Annotated in this window: 20 protein-coding genes; 17 read left to right on the plus strand and 3 right to left on the minus strand. The window is 70.5% G+C overall.

Annotated features, from left to right (window positions below; genetic code table 11):
- Both rimM and KNO15_RS00765 read left to right on the plus strand, forming a co-directional pair.
- Nucleotides 1–714 carry a ribosome maturation factor RimM gene (gene rimM / locus KNO15_RS00760; protein WP_241701446.1) on the plus strand — a complete coding sequence of 238 codons (714 nt, stop codon included), beginning with the start codon at nt 1–3 and terminating at the stop codon, nt 712–714.
- 4 nt (nt 715–718) lie between these two features.
- Nucleotides 719–1,114 (plus strand): hypothetical protein, encoded by a 396-nt coding sequence (locus KNO15_RS00765; RefSeq protein WP_241701447.1) that lies wholly within the window; start codon nt 719–721, stop codon nt 1,112–1,114.
- 6 nt (nt 1,115–1,120) lie between these two features.
- Here the strand turns inward: KNO15_RS00765 and KNO15_RS00770 are convergent, their stop codons facing one another.
- Nucleotides 1,121–1,795, minus strand: coding sequence for a GntR family transcriptional regulator (locus KNO15_RS00770; protein ID WP_241701448.1), 675 nt, complete (start codon nt 1,793–1,795; stop codon nt 1,121–1,123).
- A 47-nt stretch (nt 1,796–1,842) separates the two neighbouring features.
- On the opposite strand from KNO15_RS00770, the gene KNO15_RS00775 reads away from it, so the two are divergent.
- Both KNO15_RS00775 and trmD read left to right on the plus strand, forming a co-directional pair.
- The gene (locus tag KNO15_RS00775) at nt 1,843–3,072 is read left to right on the plus strand and encodes an MFS transporter (protein WP_241701449.1); all 1,230 of its coding nucleotides are present in this window, start codon (nt 1,843–1,845) and stop codon (nt 3,070–3,072) included.
- A 10-nt stretch (nt 3,073–3,082) separates the two neighbouring features.
- Nucleotides 3,083–3,766, plus strand: coding sequence for a tRNA (guanosine(37)-N1)-methyltransferase TrmD (gene trmD, locus KNO15_RS00780; RefSeq protein WP_241701450.1), 684 nt, complete (start codon nt 3,083–3,085; stop codon nt 3,764–3,766).
- Between the two features lie 43 nt (nt 3,767–3,809).
- On the opposite strand, the gene map is transcribed toward trmD, so the two are convergent.
- The gene (gene map / locus KNO15_RS00785; protein WP_241701451.1) at nt 3,810–4,574 is read right to left on the minus strand and encodes a type I methionyl aminopeptidase; all 765 of its coding nucleotides are present in this window, start codon (nt 4,572–4,574) and stop codon (nt 3,810–3,812) included.
- Nucleotides 4,575–4,730: 156 nt separating this feature from the next.
- Here map and KNO15_RS00790 point away from each other — a divergent pair, with 156 nt between their 5' ends.
- The 9 genes from KNO15_RS00790 (at nt 4,731) to KNO15_RS00830 (ending at nt 12,299) form a co-directional block, all read left to right on the plus strand.
- The gene (locus tag KNO15_RS00790; RefSeq protein WP_241701452.1) at nt 4,731–5,240 is read left to right on the plus strand and encodes a hypothetical protein; all 510 of its coding nucleotides are present in this window, start codon (nt 4,731–4,733) and stop codon (nt 5,238–5,240) included.
- A gap of 201 nt (nt 5,241–5,441) precedes the next feature.
- Nucleotides 5,442–5,789, plus strand: a complete 348-nt coding sequence (gene rplS / locus KNO15_RS00795) for a 50S ribosomal protein L19 (RefSeq protein ID WP_055920023.1) — start codon at nt 5,442–5,444, stop codon at nt 5,787–5,789.
- A gap of 110 nt (nt 5,790–5,899) precedes the next feature.
- Nucleotides 5,900–6,634, plus strand: coding sequence for a signal peptidase I (gene lepB / locus KNO15_RS00800; protein WP_241701453.1), 735 nt, complete (start codon nt 5,900–5,902; stop codon nt 6,632–6,634).
- Nucleotides 6,634–7,296 (plus strand): ribonuclease HII, encoded by a 663-nt coding sequence (locus KNO15_RS00805; protein ID WP_374113147.1) that lies wholly within the window; start codon nt 6,634–6,636, stop codon nt 7,294–7,296. The genes lepB and KNO15_RS00805 overlap by 1 nt, the downstream gene beginning before the upstream one ends.
- Before the next feature lie 29 nt (nt 7,297–7,325).
- Nucleotides 7,326–7,649, plus strand: a complete 324-nt coding sequence (locus tag KNO15_RS00810; protein ID WP_018190696.1) for a DUF2469 family protein — start codon at nt 7,326–7,328, stop codon at nt 7,647–7,649.
- Between the two features lie 101 nt (nt 7,650–7,750).
- The gene (locus tag KNO15_RS00815; RefSeq protein WP_241701455.1) at nt 7,751–8,107 is read left to right on the plus strand and encodes a YraN family protein; all 357 of its coding nucleotides are present in this window, start codon (nt 7,751–7,753) and stop codon (nt 8,105–8,107) included.
- Complete coding sequence (locus tag KNO15_RS00820) at nt 8,107–9,648, plus strand: YifB family Mg chelatase-like AAA ATPase (protein WP_241701456.1); 1,542 nt, start codon at nt 8,107–8,109, stop codon at nt 9,646–9,648. The genes KNO15_RS00815 and KNO15_RS00820 overlap by 1 nt, the downstream gene beginning before the upstream one ends.
- Before the next feature lie 358 nt (nt 9,649–10,006).
- Nucleotides 10,007–11,068 carry a DNA-processing protein DprA gene (dprA, locus tag KNO15_RS00825; RefSeq protein WP_241701457.1) on the plus strand — a complete coding sequence of 354 codons (1,062 nt, stop codon included), beginning with the start codon at nt 10,007–10,009 and terminating at the stop codon, nt 11,066–11,068.
- 172 nt (nt 11,069–11,240) lie between these two features.
- Nucleotides 11,241–12,299, plus strand: coding sequence for a tyrosine recombinase XerC (locus tag KNO15_RS00830; RefSeq protein WP_241701458.1), 1,059 nt, complete (start codon nt 11,241–11,243; stop codon nt 12,297–12,299).
- Here KNO15_RS00830 and KNO15_RS00835 read toward each other — a convergent pair.
- A complete protein-coding gene (locus KNO15_RS00835; RefSeq protein ID WP_241701459.1) occupies nt 12,272–12,952 on the minus strand; it encodes a M23 family metallopeptidase in 681 nt (226 codons plus the stop codon). The two genes, KNO15_RS00830 and KNO15_RS00835, sit on opposite strands and share 28 nt — an antisense overlap.
- A 270-nt stretch (nt 12,953–13,222) precedes the next feature.
- Here KNO15_RS00835 and KNO15_RS00840 point away from each other — a divergent pair, with 270 nt between their 5' ends.
- The 4 genes from KNO15_RS00840 (at nt 13,223) to pyrH (ending at nt 17,630) form a co-directional block, all read left to right on the plus strand.
- Nucleotides 13,223–14,728 carry a sugar porter family MFS transporter gene (locus KNO15_RS00840; protein ID WP_278046450.1) on the plus strand — a complete coding sequence of 502 codons (1,506 nt, stop codon included), beginning with the start codon at nt 13,223–13,225 and terminating at the stop codon, nt 14,726–14,728.
- A 312-nt stretch (nt 14,729–15,040) separates the two neighbouring features.
- Nucleotides 15,041–15,919 (plus strand): 30S ribosomal protein S2, encoded by an 879-nt coding sequence (rpsB, locus tag KNO15_RS00845; RefSeq protein WP_241701460.1) that lies wholly within the window; start codon nt 15,041–15,043, stop codon nt 15,917–15,919.
- Between the two features lie 40 nt (nt 15,920–15,959).
- Complete coding sequence (gene tsf, locus KNO15_RS00850) at nt 15,960–16,790, plus strand: translation elongation factor Ts (protein ID WP_241701461.1); 831 nt, start codon at nt 15,960–15,962, stop codon at nt 16,788–16,790.
- A 126-nt stretch (nt 16,791–16,916) separates the two neighbouring features.
- Nucleotides 16,917–17,630: a UMP kinase gene (gene pyrH, locus KNO15_RS00855; RefSeq protein ID WP_241701462.1), complete on the plus strand. Its 714-nt coding sequence runs from the start codon at nt 16,917–16,919 to the stop codon at nt 17,628–17,630.
- The last annotated feature ends 149 nt before the right edge of the window (nt 17,631–17,779 follow it).

Raw genomic sequence — 17,779 nt, forward strand, 5'->3', positions numbered from 1 at the left:
GTGGCCGAGCACAAGCTGCCCCGCAAGGAGGTCGCTCCGCGGCCGGATCAGACCGAGCTGCGTGTCGGCCGGCTGACCAAGGCACACGGTCTCAAGGGCGCGATCAAGGTCGAGCTCTACACCGACGAGCCGGAGCGTCGGTTCGTGCCAGGAGCGGTGTTCACGCTCCAAGTGCCCACCGCCTCCAAATGGCACGGCAAGACGATCGAGCTCAGCGAGCTGCGGTGGTACAACGGTCACCCGGTCGCCTTCTTCGTGGGCGTGGACGACCGCACCGAGGCCGAGACGCTCGTCAAGGCGATCCTGTGGGTGAGCCAGGACGCCCGTCAGCTCCCCGAGGAGGAGGACGCCTGGTACGACCACCAGCTGGTCGGCCTCAGCGCGCGTCGTGACGGCGTCGAGGTGGGCACGATCGCCCGCGTCGAGCACCTCCCCGCCCAGGACCTGCTGGTCGTCCGCACGGCCGACGGCGAGGTCCTGGTGCCGTTCGTCTCGGCGATCGTGCCCGAGGTCGATCTGGCGACAGGAACCGTCACGCTCACGCCGCCCGCGGGACTCTTCGAGGAGATCCCGGACGACGACGAGCCTGCGTCCACGGAAGCTCCGGCCGACGCAGAGCCGGTCGACGCAGAGCCGGCCGACGCAGAGCCGGCCGACGCAGACGCCCAGGGGACGGCGGGCGCCCCGACCCAGGCGGAGAACGGCGAAGGCTGACGCCATGACCGCCTACGTGATCGACGCCTCCGCAGCAATCGAGCTCGCGGAAGCCGGCTACGTCCCGGCGGTGGGCGACTCGCTCCTCGCGCCGACACTGCTGCGGTCGGAGGTCCTGGCCGACCTGCGCCGCGAAGTCGCCTCGGGTGCGCGCGACGAGCGTGCGGCGCTCGCGCTGATCGGGGCGGTGGATCGGCTTCCGGTCCGACTCCTCGGTGACCGCGTCCTGCGCAAGACGGCGTGGCGGCTCGCGGGCGAGCTCGGCTGGCCGGACACCCTGGCGGCCGAGTACGTCGCGCTGACGGTCCTCCACGGGGACGCGCTTGTGACCGACGTCTCCGAGCGGTATGCCGGCGCGCCTGTCGCTCTGCGCACCGGAGCCGACCTCCTGCGCTCCTGACGCGGGTCAGCGCGCGGCCGTCCCGACGATCGCGAGCCCGCGAGCGCGGAGCAGCCGCGCGTCGGCGTCCAGGGCGGCCTGGAGCCGCTCGTGGGTGCCCACGATATGCCGGTGGATGCTCTCCGCCGCCGCGTCCGCGTCCCGGGCAGCGACCTGATCGACGATCGTGCGGTGCTCCTCCCACGCGGTGCGCCGGGCCTCCGGCGTACGCACTTCGAGCCAGCGCGTCCGCGCGAGTCTGGTCATCGCCGACGCCACCGTGTCGGCGAAGAAGTGGTTGCCGCTGAGCTCGGCCAGTCGTACATGGAAGTCGGCCCCCGCCCCGATCGCGTCCTCGTTGGGGCGATCCGGATCGAAGGAACCGAGTGCGTCCCGGAGCGCACTGAGGGCGTCGTCCGAGGCGCGCGCCACGCTGAGCCGCACCCCGGCGGACTCGACGGCGTCCCGCAGTTCGCTGAGCCGGGCGATCTCGCCGAGGTCGATGGGGGAGACCTCCCACGCGCGTCCGTCCCGTCGCACCAGGCCTTCTGCCTCGAGTCGCATCAGGGCGGCGCGCAGCGGGGTGCGGGAGGCGCCGAGCTCGGCCTCCAGACCGCGCTCGGTGATCCGCGAGCCGGGGACGCGATCCAGGTCGAGGATCCCGGACCGGAGTCGCTCGTAGACGTGGGACTGCTCTGCCATCTCGCTCCTTTGGTATACCAAGCCGGTATACCGCTAAGGTGTACCGCATGAGCGATCGTACGCGAGAAGACACCCGGAAAGTCAGAAACCCTCGGCCGTGGTTGATGCTCGCGCTCGGCGTCGCCGGGCAGGCGAGCTCGACGGTCTTCGTCTCCACGCCCGCCTTCCTCATCCCGCTGCTGCACACCGAGCGCGGGCTCAGCCTGGCGCAGGCCGGCCTGCTGGCGTCCGCGCCCACCCTGGGCCTGGTGCTCGCCCTCATCGCCTGGGGAGCGCTGAGCGACCGCATCGGGGAGCGTTGGGTCATCGCGGCCGGGCTGGCTCTGACGGCCGCGGCTGCGGTCGCGGCGATGTTCGTGTCGTCCTATGTCGCCCTCGGCGCGCTCTTCCTCGTGGGAGGCATGGCGGCGGCCAGCCCCAACGCGGCGAGCGGCCGGGTCGTCATCGGCTGGTTCGCCAAAGAGCGGCGCGGGCTGGCGATGGGCATCCGCCAGATGTGCCAGCCGCTCGGTGTCGCCGTGGCGGCGATCAGCGTGCCGCTGCTGGCGGCCTCCGGCGGGATCGCGGCGGCACTCGCGGTGCCCGCCGTGCTCTGCGGCGTATCGGCGGTGCTCTGCGCGATCGGCATCGTCGATCCGCCACGCCCGCCGCGCAGGGCCGCTGACGGCGAGACGGCCCACCCGCACGCGACCTGGCGTCCGTACCGGGAGACCTCGCTGCTGTGGCGCATCCACGCCGTCTCGATGCTGCTCGTGGTGCCCCAGTTCACCGTGTCCACGTTCGGCCTGGTCTGGCTCGTCACCGAGCTGCACTTCAGCTCCCTCGCCGCCGGCATCGTGATCGGGGTCAGCCAGTTCGCCGGCGCCATCGGCCGTATCGGGATCGGCGTCCTGAGCGACCGGGTGGGCAGCCACCTGGTCCCGTTGCGCTGGGTGTCGGTCGCGGCGGTGGCCGTCATGCTGCTGATGGGGGTGGCGTCGGCGCTGGGCTCGGTCGCCGCCGCGGTCATCCTCATCGCGGCAGCGGTCGTGACCGTGGCCGACAACGGCCTCGCCTACACGTCGGTGGCGGAGATCGCGGGGCCGTTCTGGTCGGGCCGCGCGCTCGGGGCGCAGAACACCGGGCAGTTCCTTGCGGCATCGATCGTGGGCCCGGCGGTCGGGGCGCTCATCGGCTGGGTCGGCTTCCCGCTGGCGTTCGCCGCCGTGGCTGTGTGCCCGGCGATCGCGGCTCCGCTCGTGCCGCGCGACCGGGAGCTGTCCGTCGTCCCCGAATAGACTTCCCTCCATGCGCATCGACATCGTCACGATCTTCCCGACCTTCTTCGATGTGCTCGACATCTCGTTGCTCGGCAAGGCCCGGCAGGCGGGGATCATCCAGCTCGGCGTGCACGACCTCCGCGACAGCACGCACGACCGGCACCGCACCGTCGATGACACGCCCTACGGCGGCGGTGCCGGAATGGTCATGAAGCCGGAGCCCTGGGGGGAGGCGCTCGACGGCATCCTGACGGGCTCCGACGACCCGCTGCTGATCTTCCCGTCGCCCGCCGGAGACGTCTTCACGCAGGCGATGGCGCGCGAGCTCTCCACCGAGTCGCACCTGGTCTTCGGCTGCGGGCGTTACGAGGGCATCGACCAGCGGGTGTTCGACGAGTACTCCGCGCGTGGCCGGGTGCGCCTCGTGAGCGTTGGCGACTACGTGCTCAACGGCGGGGAGGTCGCCACGATGGCCATGATCGAGGCGATCGGGCGGCTCATCCCCGGTGTCGTCGGCAACCCCGAGAGCCTGGTGCAGGAGTCGCACGAGGACGGCCTGCTCGAGTATCCCTCGTACACCAAGCCCGCGCAGTGGCGCGGCCACGACGTCCCGCCCGTGCTGCTCTCCGGCAACCACGGGGCGATCGAGGCGTGGCGACGGGAGCAGTCGCTCGCGCGCACCGCCCGCGTGCGCCCCGACCTCCTGCCGTAGCGCGCCCTTCCCTAGGGGCACGCCGCACGCCGATCGCGACCGATCAGGGCGCGCTGAGGACGAGGGGGCCGTTCTCGGTGATCGCGACGGTGTGTTCGGAGTGTGCGCCGCGGGAGCCGTCGGCGGACCGCAGCGTCCAGCCGTCGGGGTCGGTGAAGATCTCGTCCGTCGTCTCCAGGAACCACGGCTCGATCGCGATCACCAGCCCGGGACGGAGTGGGAACCCGCGTCCGGCGCGGCCGTCGTTGGGGATGTGCGGGTCGCCGTGCATCGTGCGCCCGACGCCGTGACCGCCGAACTGCGTGTTGACGGCATAGCCCTCGGCGTGCGCCACAGCGGCGATCGCCGCGGAGATGTCGCCGACGCGGCCGCCCGGCTGGGCTGCGGCGATGCCGGCTGTCAGCGCGCGGCGAGTCGTCTCGATGAGGCGCAGATCCTCGTCGCGCGCGGATCCCACGACCAGGCTCACGGCCGAGTCGGCCACCCAGCCGTCGACGCTCGCGGCGAAGTCGAGGCTCAGGAGGTCGCCGTCGCGAAGGCGGTAGTCGTGGGGGAGCCCGTGCAGGACCGCGTCGTTCACCGAGGTGCAGATCACCTTGCCGAACGGGCTGGCGCCGAACGAGGGGTGGTAGTCGATGTAGCACGACTCTGCGCCGCGCGTGCGGATCAGATCGTGCGCGAGGGCGTCGAGCTCCAGGAGGTTGACGCCCACCCGCGCAGCCGCCGCGGTCTCGGCGAGCACGTCGGCGACGAATCGGCCCGCCGGCCGCATCTGCTCGATCTCGGCAGGTGTCCTCAGCTCGATCACGTGTGTCCTCTCTCTGCTCCCGGAGCCCAGTCTTCCATGTCCGCCCGGGTGCCGGCCCGCGAGCGGGGTCCTCGGCCGGAATCCTCCGCCGGCCGCACAGTCCGCCCGTGGCGAACCCGCAGCCGCCGCACAGCCGCGCGAGGCTACGCTGAACGCGTGATCATCCGCAAGGCGTTCTACTGGTGGTTTTTCCCGTCCGCCGTGGTGCTGCCCGTGTGGCTGCTGATCGGCTGGGCGGCGTTCCACCAGGGCAGCGGCTGGACGTTCCTCGGCCTCCTGGTGCTGTGCCCGATCCTGTTCGTGGCGCTCCTCGCGATCGGGGGCATCGTGATGGCGCGCAAGAGCGTCCGCGACGCGCGTGCCGTGTCCTGGTACGACACCGGCCTGCTCGTGGGCTGGAGCGCCTCGATCATCGCGTTCGGCTTCTTCCCGCCCGGGCTGACCGGCTGGCTCGCCGTCCTCGGCGTCCTGTTCTTCCTTGCCTTGTTCTGGGTGGGGCTCTGGGAGCTCGTGACCGAGACGCGCGATCGCGTCCAGGTCTCGTACGCCGCCTACCAGCGCGCCGCCGGCCCGGAGCAGGTCGATCGTCCGCAGAGCATGCCGGCCGACGACGATGCCGACGTCATCATCATCGAGGAGCGCCGCGAGGACCGCCCCTCCAGCTGAGCGCCGTCGTCGCGACGCGCTTTGGCAATCGGGCCGCGCGCATGGCAGAATAGACCTTCGTGCCGCCGCCAGGCTCTGCCGCAGGGGAGCCAGCATCTTGAGCGCGCACACCCAATCGAATCCCGGCCGTGCCGTCTGTCATCCAGCGCGCGGCCCCGAGTCCGTCCCCGACCTGCCGGCGGGTACAGAGAGCGAACAGCAATGCACATCCTCGATCAGGTGGACGCCGCGTCCCTCAAGCAGGACATCCCCGCGTTCCGCGCCGGCGACACCGTCAAGGTGCACGTCAACATCATCGAGGGCAGCCGCTCTCGTATCCAGGTCTTCCAGGGCGTCGTGATCGGCCGCTCGGGCGAAGGCGTCCGCGAGACCTTCACGGTCCGCAAGGTCAGCTTCCAGGTCGGCGTCGAGCGTACCTTCCCGGTGCACTCCCCGGTCATCGACCACATCGAGGTCGTCACCCGCGGTGACGTCCGTCGCGCCAAGCTGTACTACCTGCGCGAGCTGCGCGGCAAGAAGGCGAAGATCAAGGAGAAGCGCGACAACTGAGCGTTTCGCGCGCAACCTCCACTGCGCACACAGCACGGAGCTCCCGGTCCTACACTGGACCGGGAGCTCCGTCGTTGTGAGCGGCCGGGAACGAGACGTAAGGCGAGCGAATGACGGATGAGACGCTGCCGAGCCGCTCGGCCGGGCGGGCGCGTAGCCGCCGAGGCGTCCTGCTGTTCCTCCGCGACGTGCTCGTGGTCGTCGTGATCGCCCTGCTGGTCGCCTTCCTGATCAAGACCTTCGTCGTGCGCTCCTTCTACATCCCCTCCGGGTCGATGGAGAACACGCTTCAGATCAACGATAAGATCCTCGTCAACGAGCTCCAGCCGTCGGTGTTCGGCCTCAGCCGGGGCGATGTGGTCGTCTTCCGCGATCCGGGAAGCTGGCTGCCGCCGTCGCCGCCCGTGGTCCGCAATCCGCTGGCCCAGGCGACCGACACCGCCCTCACCTTCGTCGGGCTGTCCGCGTCCGACAGCGACGATCACCTGGTCAAGCGGATCATCGGGCTGCCGGGCGACCACGTCGTCTGCTGCGACACGGCCGGACGGATCACGGTGAACGGCACGCCGATCGTCGAGCCGTACATCCAGATCCCACCGGGGCAGAAGGACGCGGCCACGCTCACCTTCGACGTCACGGTGCCATCCGGGCGTCTCTGGGTCATGGGCGACAACCGCTACAACTCGCAGGATTCCTCGCGCAACCAGGCCCTGCCGGGTCACGGCTTCGTGCCGCTCGACCACGTCGTCGGCCGTGCGGTGGTGATCAGCTGGCCGGTGGGCAGATGGTCCTGGTTGGACGACTATCCTGAAGCCTTCCGGGATGTGAAGGAGAACCGGCAATGATGACCCCGGTCACGCCGTCGCTGCGCTTCGAGAAGGCGCTCTACCGCGACGGGGTCACGTCGATCGTCGCCGTGGACGAGGTGGGGCGCGGCGCTCTCGCCGGTCCGGTCGCCGTCGGCATGGTGGTCATCGACACCGGGGTCAAGCGCATCCCTCCGGGGCTGCGCGACTCGAAGCTGCTCCCGGAGCCCGTGCGCGAGGCGCTCGAGCCGGCGTGCCGACGCTGGTCGCTCTTCCACGCCGTGGGGCTGGCCTCGGCAGCGGAGGTCGACTCGCTCGGCATCATGCGCTGCCTGGGACTCGCCGGCGCCCGCGCCCTCGAGAGCCTCGAGGAGCAGGGGGCGCAGGTCCGCGAGAGCACGCTCATCCTGGACGGCAACTACGACTACCTGAATCCGGCGCTGCTGCGCCCCGCGCGGGTTGTGACGCGCATCAAGGCCGACCGGGACTGCGCGTCGGTCGCCGCCGCCTCCGTGATCGCCAAGGTGCATCGCGACAGGCTCATGATCCAGCACGACGAGCAGTACCCGGGGTACGGCTGGGTGAGCAACAAGGGCTACTCGACCCCGGAGCACTTCGCGGCGATCGCATCGCTCGGCCCCAGCGCGCTGCACAGACTGACGTGGTTGAAGGACCTCCAGACACTCGACATGCCGATTTAGGGTCGCGGGCGGCTTAGACTTGACGAACGATGGATGAGGACGAGTTCGACGACTACGACCGCGAGGTCGAGCTGGCTTTGTATCGCGAATACCGGGACGTCGTCTCGCAGTTCAAGTACGTGATCGAGACCGAGCGCCGCTTCTACCTCGCGAACGAGGTGGAGTTCGTGCGGCGAGACACGGAGCACGACTTCTACTTCGAGCTCACGATGAACGATGTCTGGGTGTGGGACGTCTACCGCGCCGATCGCTTCGTCAAGTCGGTTCGCGTGCTGACGTTCAAAGACGTCAACATCGAGGAGCTCTCGAGCAAGGAGTTCGAGCTCCCGAAGGAACTCGCGCTCGACGAGTAAGCGTTTCCTCCACAGCGCCCTGATTCGCTGATCTCTCCACAGATTTCCGCTCGGCGTCTCGCGCCCGTTCCTCCCCGGCCAGGCTGGTCGCGGGAGGACACATGGCAGAGAAGGACCGACTGGGTCGGGAGGGCGAGTCGCTGGCGGCGCGCTGGTTGGAGGATCGCGGCTTCACGGTGGTGGAGCGCAATTGGCGCTGCGCAGCGGGTGAACTCGACCTGATCGTCCGGCGCGCGCGGACGACGGTGTTCGTCGAGGTCAAGACGCGCAGCTCGATCGCGTACGGGCATCCGTTCGAGGCGATCACCGCGGCGAAAGCCGCGCGGTTGCGCCGGCTCGCGGCCGAATGGTGCAGGGCTCACGGCCCGGTGCCGGGCGACACGCGGATCGACGCCATCGCGGTGCTCGTCGCGCGCGGGGCGGAGCCGTCGATCGAGCACCTGTCGGGGGTGGCGTGATGGCCGTAGCACGCACCTTCGCCGTCGCCCTGACCGGTGTCCGCGGCGACGTCGTCGAGGTCGAAGCCGACATCTCGGCCGGCCTTCCCGCCTTCGTGCTGATCGGGCTGCCCGACGCCGCCCTCGGGGAGTCGCGCAAACGCGTGTCGGCGGCGGCGTCGAACGCCGGCTGCGCTCTCACCCAGCGCAAGCTCACCGTGAACCTGTCGCCCGCGTCCCTCCGCAAGCAGGGTTCGGGGTTCGACCTGGCGATCGCCGTCGCCGCTCTGGCGGCGTCGGGGGAGATCCCGGCTGAGGCCGCCGCGGGCGCGGTGCACCTCGGGGAGCTCGGGCTCGACGGGCGGCTGCGCCCGGTTCCCGGCATCCTCCCGTCGGTCCTCGCGGCGCGCGACGCGGGCTTTCGCCGGGTGCTCGTGCCGAGCGCGAACGCCGAGGAGGCGGGGCTCGTGGGCGGCATCGAAGTGGTGCCCGTCGTAGGGCTGCGCGCTGCCGCGATCCTGCACGGCGCCGAGCTCGACCCGGTCGATGAGGAGCCCGTCCCGCTGTCCGATGATGTTGCTCGTTCCGGGCCAGAGCCCGACATGGTGGACGTCTCGGGAAATGACGAAGCGGTCGACGCGTTCGTCGTGGCGGCGGCCGGCGGCCACAACGTGTCGATGGTCGGTCCGCCCGGGGCGGGCAAGACCATGCTCGCGCGTCGGCTGCCGTCGCTGCTGCCCGACCTGACCGCGGAGCAGGCTCTGGAGTCGACGTCGATCCGCTCCCTCGCGGGCAGGGGAGTCGGAGGCGTGCTCGTGCATCGGCCACCGTTCGAATCCCCGCACCACACGGCTTCGGCCGTCGCCCTCGTCGGCGGCGGAACCACGCGGCTCGTGCCGGGAGCGATCGTCCGGGCGACCAACGGCGTCCTCTTCCTCGACGAGGCGGCCGAGTTCCCCGCCAGTGTGCTGGACGCCCTCCGCCAGCCGCTGGAATCGGGCGGGATCACGATCCACCGGGCGAGCGGCACCGCGGCCTTCCCGGCGCGCTTCCAACTCGTGCTCGCCTCGAACCCGTGCCCGTGCGGCCGGTACGGATCGGCCGACGAGGAGTGCAGCTGCACGCCGATCGCACGCCGCCGCTACTTCGCGCGACTGTCCGGCCCGCTGCTCGACCGCATCGACCTCCACCTGACCGTGCGCCGCCTCGGCCTCGGCGCGCTACGCACGTCGACGGACGACGGGGCCCCCGCGCGCTCGAGCGCGATGCTCCGTGAGCGTGTCGTCCAGGCGCGGGCGGCAGCGGCGGAGCGCCTCGCCGGAACCGGCTGGAGCACCAACGCCGAGGCGGCGGGCCCATGGCTGCGCTCCGCACCGCGTCGCGTCCCTCCTGCCGCCCGCGCCGCACTCGACCGCGCGCTCGAGCGCGGCGGTGTCACCATGCGCGGCTACGACCGCGTCCTCCGCGTGGCCTGGACGCTGGCCGACCTCGACGGGGCGGCAAGCCCCACCGCCGACCAGGTGGGCCGCGCGCTGTACCTGCGACGAGGGGTGGGGGCGTGATGGGGGAGTGTGGACGGATTCGGGTGTTCGTGCCTCGCGGAGTCGATCGCTCGGGTGGGGTGATGGGGGAGTGTGGACGGATTCGGGTGTTCGTGCCTCGCGGAGTAGATCGCTCGGGTGGGGTGGCTGGGGTGCTCGGGGTTGTCGGGGTCGTGCCGGCGTTGGCGGCGCTGACAGTTCTGGCACTCGCGGCGGGTGCGTGGGGACGCACTCCGGCGCCTGGAGGACGCTCTGTGCGCGGCGTTGACCGTGGACACTGCTTCGTGTGGACGCCCGCCGTCCTCGACCGCACAGAGACCTCCACCGCCGACCGCGCGCGTCGCGCGCTGTCGCGGCGGCGAGGGGTGGTGGCGTTCTGATGGTCGACAACATCCGGCTCCCGGGACTCTCCTCGCGCGAACTCGGTGCGATCATCGACGCGGTCGCGCCCGGCGACGCGTATCCGGACGAGGGGTCGGCGGTCACCGCCGTCGCTCGTGCTGCTCTTTCTGCGGCGTGCGAGCCCGGGGACACCGACGCGGTGGCGCTCGTCGCCGCACTCGGCGCGCTGCGCACCCTGCGCGCCGTGATGGACGACACGTCGCCGCAGGCCGTCCGAGGCGCGCTGGAGTCGGAGGCCGCGCCTGTCATCCCTTCCGCATCCCGCCTCCGCGACGCGCTGGCGCGGTGGCGCACACGGCTCCCGGCGGGTCCACTGTGGACACCCCTGGCACGTGGTGCGCGCATAGGCGCGCGTTTCGTGACACCGGAGCACCCGCTCTGGCCCGAGTCCCTCGACGATCTCCACGTCGGAGCGCCGCTGGCTCTGTGGCTGCGAGGAGATCCTGCGCGTCTCCGGACGCTGTCGCGCTCGATTGCGCTCGTCGGCGCACGAGCGGCGAGCGGCTACGGCGAGCACGTCGCGCTGGAGAGCGCCGCCGGTCTGAGCGACCGTGGCTTCGCGATCGTCTCGGGCGGTGCGTACGGCGTGGACGCGGCGGCGCACCGAGCGGCGCTCGCGAGCGACCAGGTGACGGTCGCGTTCCTCGCGGGCGGCATCGACCGCCTCTATCCCGCGGGCAACGACGACCTGCTCAAGCGGGTCGCCCGTGACGGCCTGCTGATCGCGGAACTGCCTCCTGGCTCGACACCGACGCGCTGGCGGTTCCTGATGCGCAACAGGCTCATCGCCGCGTCGAGCAGCGCGACGGTCGTCGTCGAAGCGGGTGCGCGCTCCGGTTCCCTGAACACCGCGGGCCATGCCGCCCAGCTGGGTCGCCCGTTGGGCGCCGTGCCGGGCCCCATCACCTCCAAGGCATCGGAGGGCTGCCACCGCCTCATCCGCGAGTACGCGGCGACCTGCGTGACGACGCCGGACGAGATGGCGGAGCTCGCGGAGTCGATCGGTGCAGGCCTCGGTGCGGGGGCCGACGGAGGTTAGGCGTTCGTTCGCCGGGCAAGTCGACCTGGCGCCTTCGGGTGGCACGGTCGACCAGAACGACCAGCCAGGTACGTTCTGCGGGAGGGGCTCCGCAGGCCGCGCGCCCGTCGTTTCCGGCCCGTACCGGAGCGCCGCGGCATCGCGTCGGCCTCCGATGGCGGAAGGTGGGGGAGTGGACCTGAAGGACGCGATCGACGGCTACGTGCGCCATCTCGCGATCGAGCGCGGATACTCGGCGCAGACGGTGCGCGCGTACAGGTCCGACCTCGCCCAGCTGGAGGGGTTCGCTCGCACTCGACAGGTGACCACCACGGAGCAATTGACGCTCGACCTGTTCCGGGACTGGCTCTGGGACGGCGCGCAGCGTCAGCTCGCGAAGGCGACCCTCGCCCGCCATTCCGCGGCTGCCCGCGGCTTCAGCTCCTGGACCGCCCGCCAGCCGGGACGGCGTGACTCGAACCTCGACGGCGGTGCAGACCGCGCCTCGGGTCCACGTGGTCCCAGCCTGGAAGCCGCCGCCGCACGCGGTGCGGGACAGCGCGACCCGAACGTCGGCAGCGGCGCCGGACGCGACCCGGAGCGCCGACCGCCGGCCGTCGGAGCCCCCGATCCCGCAGCGCGCCTGCGGGCACCGAAAGCGGACAAGCACCTGCCGCGTGTCATCACGCGCGAGCAGATCGACGGTCTCCTCTCGGCGCTCGGCGAACGTGCGGAGAGCGGCGAGCCGGCCGCTGTGCGAGATGTGGCCGTCATCGAGCTGCTCTACGCGGCGGGGATCCGGGTGAGCGAGCTCACCGGGCTCGACGTCGACGACGTGGATCTCGAGCGGCTCACGCTGCGCGTCGTCGGAAAGGGGAGCAAGGAGCGGGTGGTGCCGTTCGGCGTTCCCGCCCTGCGCGCGGTTCAGCGGTACCTCTCCACCGCTCGCCCCGCTCTCGTCACCGAGCGGTCGGGGCCCGCGCTCCTGCTCGGGGCACGCGGCGGCCGTCTCGGAACGCGGGCCGTCTACCAACTCGTGGCCGCACTCCTGGCGGACCTTCCGGGCGGCGGCCCGGCCGGGCCGCATACGCTGCGCCACACGGCGGCGACGCACCTGCTCGACGGGGGAGCGGACCTCCGCGCGGTGCAGGAGATCCTCGGTCACGCGAGTCTCGGCACGACCCAGATCTACACGCATGTCTCCACGGAACGGCTCAAGGAGACCTACCGCATCGCCCACCCCCGCGCCTGACGGTCGATCGACCCGCCGGTCCGCAACGGCAGCAGCACCGAGCGAGGCACCCGGTCGAAGAAGAGCAACGGGGACACGTACTCGCCGTCGATGCGCACCCCGACGTGGAGGCAGCTGTCCGAGCAATGTGCGCCGGTGCCGACGACGCCGAGCACGGCCCCGCGGGTCACCGAGTCGCCCGCCTTCAACCCCTCCGCGGCCAGCGGCTCGTACGACGACAGGACGCCGGAACCGTGATCGAGGGTGAGCACCGGCCGATCGACGACGACGCCGGCGAAGTGCACGGTCGCGTCCGACGGCGCGACGACGACGCTGCTGGTCGCGGCAGCCAGGTCGATGCCCCGATGGCCTGCGGCGTAGGGGGAGGGCGGCGCCGCATACGCCTGCACGACACGCGGTGGGGTCACCGGCCACTGCCACCGCGGGGCGGCAGCACCGATCGCACGCCGCTCGCCGGAGCCTGTCCGCCCGAACCCCGCCACGGCCCCCGGATCCTCGGTGGGAGCCGCCGAAGCCAGGGCACCCACGGGCGACGCTGCCACCGCTGGGCTCACCATGACGCTCGCTCCTGCTGGCATCAGCAGCGCGACGACTACGACGACCACCGCCATCGCGCAGATCACCGACGTGCGTCTGCCCCTACGTCTCACCACCTCCGGCCATCCGTCCGAACGCCGAACCCGCTCGCCTACCACCAGCACCCGTTCACCCGCATCTCGCCGCCTCCGCCCTCCGGTCCGAGCCTCGATCCCTCTCGTCCACCCTGCCCGGCCCAGCGCGCTTGCGTGGCCCGCTCTCTCGATCCGTGGACGACGGCGGGGCGCCACGTGCGGTGGAGGACTCTTCTGCGCGCCCGGATTGCGGCGTACCGTGTGCTACGCCGCGACCCGTTCGCTCGCGCGCGATAACCGAAGAGGGATGTCATGACTGATCAACGCAGCACCACGCCCGAGGGCGCAGAGCACGTTCCCCAGCCCACGGCGGCGATGAGACGGAAGGTCGTCGGCCTGGCGACCGCGGCAGCGGTCGGCGGGTTCCTGTTCGGTTTCGACTCGTCGGTCATCAACGGAGCCGTCGACTCCATCCAGCACCACTTCGCGCTCAACGCGTTCGTGACCGGGTTCATCGTCGCTGTCGCCCTTCTGGGCTGTGCGGTGGGCGCCTACTTCGCCGGTCGGCTCGCCGACCGATGGGGACGGATCCGGGTGATGCTCATCGGCGCCGTCCTGTTCCTGGCGAGCTCGATCGGAGCAGGGCTCTCATTCTCGGTCTGGGACCTCGGCTTCTGGCGCATCATCGGAGGTCTCGGCATCGGCATCGCGTCGGTCGTCGCACCGGCGTACATCGCCGAGATCGCGCCGAAGCAGCGGCGCGGAGGGCTCGCATCGCTGCAGCAGCTCGCCATCACCGTCGGTATCTTCGTCGCCCTGCTCTCCGACGCGCTGCTGGCCGGCGCTGCGGGCGCAGCCGCCAACCAGCTCTGGTTCGGGTTGGAGGCCTGGCGGTGGATGTTCCTGGTCGGGGTCATCCCCTCTCTCGTCTACGGGATCCTGGCGCTCGTCCTGCCCGAGTCGCCCCGCTATCTGCTGGCGACCGGCAAGCACGATCAGGCGCGCGCGATCTTCGTCACCCTGGTGCCGGAGGAGGACGTCGACCGACAGGTGCGCGACATCGAGCAGGCGATCGAGCAGGACAAGGACGCGGCCAGGGGGACCCTGCGCGGCAACAGGTTCGGGCTGAAACCCATCGTCTGGATCGGCATCATCCTGTCGGTGTTCCAGCAGTTCGTCGGCATCAACGTGATCTTCTACTACTCGACGACGCTCTGGAAGGCGGTCGGCTTCACAGAGAGCAATTCCCTGCTGATCACCGTGATCACCTCCGTGACCAACGTGGTCGTGACGATCGTGGCCATCCTGCTGGTGGACCGCGTCGGACGGCGGCCGATCCTGCTCACCGGGTCGGTCGGCATGGCGCTGTCGTTGGGAGTGATGGCGCTGTCGTTCAGCTTCGCCTCCAAATCGGGAGGCGAAGTGTCGCTGCCGAACCCGTGGGGTCCGATCGCCCTGGTCGCCGCGAACCTCTTCGTGATCTTCTTCGGCGCCTCGTGGGGGCCGCTGGTGTGGGTGCTGCTGGGCGAGATCTTCCCGCCGCGCATCCGCGGCGCGGCGCTCGGCGTCGCAGCCTCGGCCCAGTGGATCGCGAACTTCCTGGTGACGGTGTCGTTCCCGCCGATGTCGGACTTCTCGCTGCCGTTCACGTACGGGCTGTACGCGGTGTTCGCGGCGCTCTCCTTCTTCTTCGTCTTCTTCAAAGTGCCGGAGACGAACGGCATGGCGCTCGAGCACGCCGAGACCCTGTTCGCCAATGCGGGCCGAAACCGCGGACCCCAGGTGCGCTCGTCGGGAGATACAGTCCCGCGCGCCTGAAACCACGCGGTCCGCAACGATCCGGACACGCCCGCGATCCCGGACACGCCCGCGATCCCGGTGGGCGCGCGATCCTGATAAGCTGTTCCCTGCACTCCGCACGTCGGAGTGACTACGCGTGTCCGACACGCCCTCTTCGCAGGGCGGGCGCGTCTCCACCGGTCTCCTGATCATCCACCACGGTTCTCCGTGCGGGTGCGCGGGTGCGGAGCAGCGCAGGGCACCAGGCGCGACGGTCGGCCGACCGTCGCGGGACAACCGAGAGTCGCGACCCCGCCCCAGGGCCGGGCGCGCAAGACAAGGAGAACGGCAATGGCCGTCGTCACCATGCGCCAGCTGCTCGACAGCGGCGTCCACTTCGGACACCAGACCCGCCGCTGGAACCCGAAGATGAAGCGCTTCATCCTCACCGAGCGTTCCGGCAGCTACATCATCGATCTGCAGCAGTCGCTCGCGTACATCGACAAGACCTACGAGTTCGTGCGCGAGACCGTCGCCCACGGCGGCACCATCCTCTTCGTCGGCACCAAGAAGCAGGCTCAGCAGGCGATCGCCGAGCAGGCGACCCGCGTGGGCCAGCCCTACGTGAACCAGCGCTGGCTGGGTGGTCTGCTGACCAACTTCCAGACCGTGTCCAAGCGCCTCGCGCGTATGAAGGAGCTCGAGGAGCTCGACTTCGAGGGCACCACCAGCGGCTTCACCAAGAAGGAGCTGCTGATCAAGAAGCGCGAGCTCGACAAGCTGCACAAGTCGCTCGGCGGCATCCGCAACCTGTCGAAGACCCCGAGCGCGATCTGGGTCGTCGACACCAAGAAGGAGCACCTCGCGATCGACGAGGCGAAGAAGCTGGGCATCCCGGTCATCGCCATCCTCGACACGAACTGCGACCCGGACGAGGTCCAGTACCCGATCCCGGGCAACGACGACGCCATCCGTTCGGTCACGCTCCTCACCCGCATCGTCGCCGACGCCGCGGCCGAGGGCCTCATCCAGCGTCACCAGAAGCCGGAGGAGGGCTCCGAGCAGGCCGAGCCGCTCGCCGAGTGGGAGCAGGAGCTCCTCGCCCAGCCGAGCGAAGAGGTCCAGTCCTCCGCCGAGAACGAGAAGGCGGCCGACGCCGACCTCGCCGAGGCCAAGGCGGACTCCGCCGAGGTCGTCGCCGAGGGCGAAGCCGACGCCGAGGCCAAGTAACCAACTTCCCAACTTCTAGTCAGAAGGTTCCAGTCAGAACATGGCAAACATCAGCATCGCTGACATCAAGGCCCTGCGCGAGCAGCTCGGCACCGGCATGGTCGACACCAAGAAGGCCCTCGAGGAGGCCGGTGGCGACATCGAGAAGGCCACCGAGATCCTGCGCCTGAAGGGTGCGAAGGGCAACGCCAAGCGCGCCGACCGCTCCACCTCCGAGGGCCTCGTGGCCGCGAAGGACAACGGCAACGGCACCGCGACGATGATCGAGCTCGCGTGCGAGACCGACTTCGTGGCGAAGGGCGAGAAGTTCATCGCCCTGGCCGAGAAGGTGCTCGACGCGGCCGCCGCCGCGGGCGCGACCACCGTCGAGGAGGCGCTTGCCGCTCCCGTCGGCTCGCAGACCGTCGCCGAGCTCATCGGCGACGAGGCTGCGATCCTCGGCGAGAAGGTGGAGCTCCGCCGCATCGCCGTCGTCTCGGGCGAGAGCTTCGCGATCTACCTGCACAAGACCTCCAAAGACCTGCCGCCGCAGGTCGGCGTGGTCGTCGGCTACGCCGGCGGCGACGCGGAGACCGCCCGCAGCATCGCGCAGCACATCTCGTTCGCCAACCCGACCTACCTCACCCGCGAGGATGTCCCGGCCGACGAGGTCGAGAACGAGCGTCGCATCGTCGAGGAGATCTCGCGCAACGAGGGCAAGCCGGAGGCCGCGCTCCCGAAGATCATCGAGGGTCGCCTCGGCGCCTACTTCAAGCAGGTCGCCCTGCTCGAGCAGGAGTACGCCCGCGACAACAAGCTGACCATCGCGCAGGTCCTCAAGGACTCGGGTCTGACCGTCTCGGGCTTCGCCCGCTTCAAGGTCGGCGCCTGACCCAGACATGAAGGAGTCCGGATCGTGAATCACGATCCGGACTCCTTTTCTGTGCGCACGCGAACTGTTCACGCGCCGCACGCACGCATTAGCGTTAACGAAACACACGGAAGGACTCGTACACGTATGTCGGCATCCACTCAGAGACGCAGGGTCCTCCTCAAACTCTCCGGCGAGGCGTTCGGCGGCGGCCAGCTCGGCGTGAACCCCGACATCGTCAGCAGCATCGCCCGGGAGATCGCCCAGGCGGCGACGGACGTCGAGATCGCGATCGTCGTCGGCGGAGGGAACTTCTTCCGCGGTGCCGAGCTCTCGCAGCGCGGCATGGACCGTGGACGCGCCGACTACATGGGCATGCTGGGCACAGTGATGAACTCGCTCGCCCTGCAGGACTTCCTCGAGCAGGCCGGTGCTGCGACGCGCGTACAGTCCGCCATCGCGATGACCCAGGTGGCCGAGCCGTACATCCCCCGTCGCGCGGAGCGGCACCTCGAGAAAGGCCGGGTCGTCATCTTCGGGGCGGGCGCCGGGCTGCCGTACTTCTCGACCGACACGGTCGCGGCCCAGCGGGCGCTGGAGATCAGCGCCGACGTCGTCCTGGTCGCCAAGAACGGCGTCGACGGGATGTACGACGCCGACCCGCGCACCAATCCGGATGCGCGCAAGATCGACCAGATCAGCCACCAGGACGCCCTCCAGCAGGGTCTCAAGGCCGTCGACTCGACCGCGCTCAGTCTCTGCATGGACAACGGGATGCCGATGCGCATCTTCGGCATCGAGCCGGCGGGCAACGTGACGGCCGCGCTGCTCGGCGCCGAGATCGGCACACTGCTCGGCTGAGCGGCGTCCACCGCGCGTCGACCGCACGTCGACCGGCTCCGGGTGGCGGCCGACAGCATGCTGCCGTCAGCGGGTGGCCGGCGGCCGCCTGTGCACGGGCCGCCAGGCGCGCTGGCCCTAGACTAGACACCGACTCACCGATCTGAAGG

It is taken from the genome of Leifsonia shinshuensis, from assembly GCF_022606355.1.
Lineage (GTDB): Bacteria > Actinomycetota > Actinomycetes > Actinomycetales > Microbacteriaceae > Leifsonia > Leifsonia shinshuensis_B.

Excerpts from the sequence above, each read along its gene's own strand:
- KNO15_RS00765 (WP_241701447.1), top strand. The coding sequence starts at position 719 with ATGACCGCCTACGTGATCGACGCCTCCGCAGCAATCGAGCTCGCGGAA.
- dprA (WP_241701457.1), top strand. The coding sequence starts at position 10,007 with ATGGTCGACAACATCCGGCTCCCGGGACTCTCCTCGCGCGAACTCGGT.
- pyrH (WP_241701462.1), top strand. The coding sequence starts at position 16,917 with ATGTCGGCATCCACTCAGAGACGCAGGGTCCTCCTCAAACTCTCCGGC.
- KNO15_RS00805 (WP_374113147.1), top strand. The coding sequence starts at position 6,634 with ATGACCCCGGTCACGCCGTCGCTGCGCTTCGAGAAGGCGCTCTACCGC.
- tsf (WP_241701461.1), top strand. The coding sequence starts at position 15,960 with ATGGCAAACATCAGCATCGCTGACATCAAGGCCCTGCGCGAGCAGCTC.
- lepB (WP_241701453.1), top strand. The coding sequence starts at position 5,900 with ATGACGGATGAGACGCTGCCGAGCCGCTCGGCCGGGCGGGCGCGTAGC.
- rplS (WP_055920023.1), top strand. The coding sequence starts at position 5,442 with ATGCACATCCTCGATCAGGTGGACGCCGCGTCCCTCAAGCAGGACATC.
- KNO15_RS00820 (WP_241701456.1), top strand. The coding sequence starts at position 8,107 with ATGGCCGTAGCACGCACCTTCGCCGTCGCCCTGACCGGTGTCCGCGGC.
- rpsB (WP_241701460.1), top strand. The coding sequence starts at position 15,041 with ATGGCCGTCGTCACCATGCGCCAGCTGCTCGACAGCGGCGTCCACTTC.
- trmD (WP_241701450.1), top strand. The coding sequence starts at position 3,083 with ATGCGCATCGACATCGTCACGATCTTCCCGACCTTCTTCGATGTGCTC.
- KNO15_RS00775 (WP_241701449.1), top strand. The coding sequence starts at position 1,843 with ATGAGCGATCGTACGCGAGAAGACACCCGGAAAGTCAGAAACCCTCGG.
- KNO15_RS00840 (WP_278046450.1), top strand. The coding sequence starts at position 13,223 with ATGACTGATCAACGCAGCACCACGCCCGAGGGCGCAGAGCACGTTCCC.
- KNO15_RS00810 (WP_018190696.1), top strand. The coding sequence starts at position 7,326 with ATGGATGAGGACGAGTTCGACGACTACGACCGCGAGGTCGAGCTGGCT.
- KNO15_RS00770 (WP_241701448.1), bottom strand. The coding sequence starts at position 1,795 with ATGGCAGAGCAGTCCCACGTCTACGAGCGACTCCGGTCCGGGATCCTC.
- KNO15_RS00815 (WP_241701455.1), top strand. The coding sequence starts at position 7,751 with ATGGCAGAGAAGGACCGACTGGGTCGGGAGGGCGAGTCGCTGGCGGCG.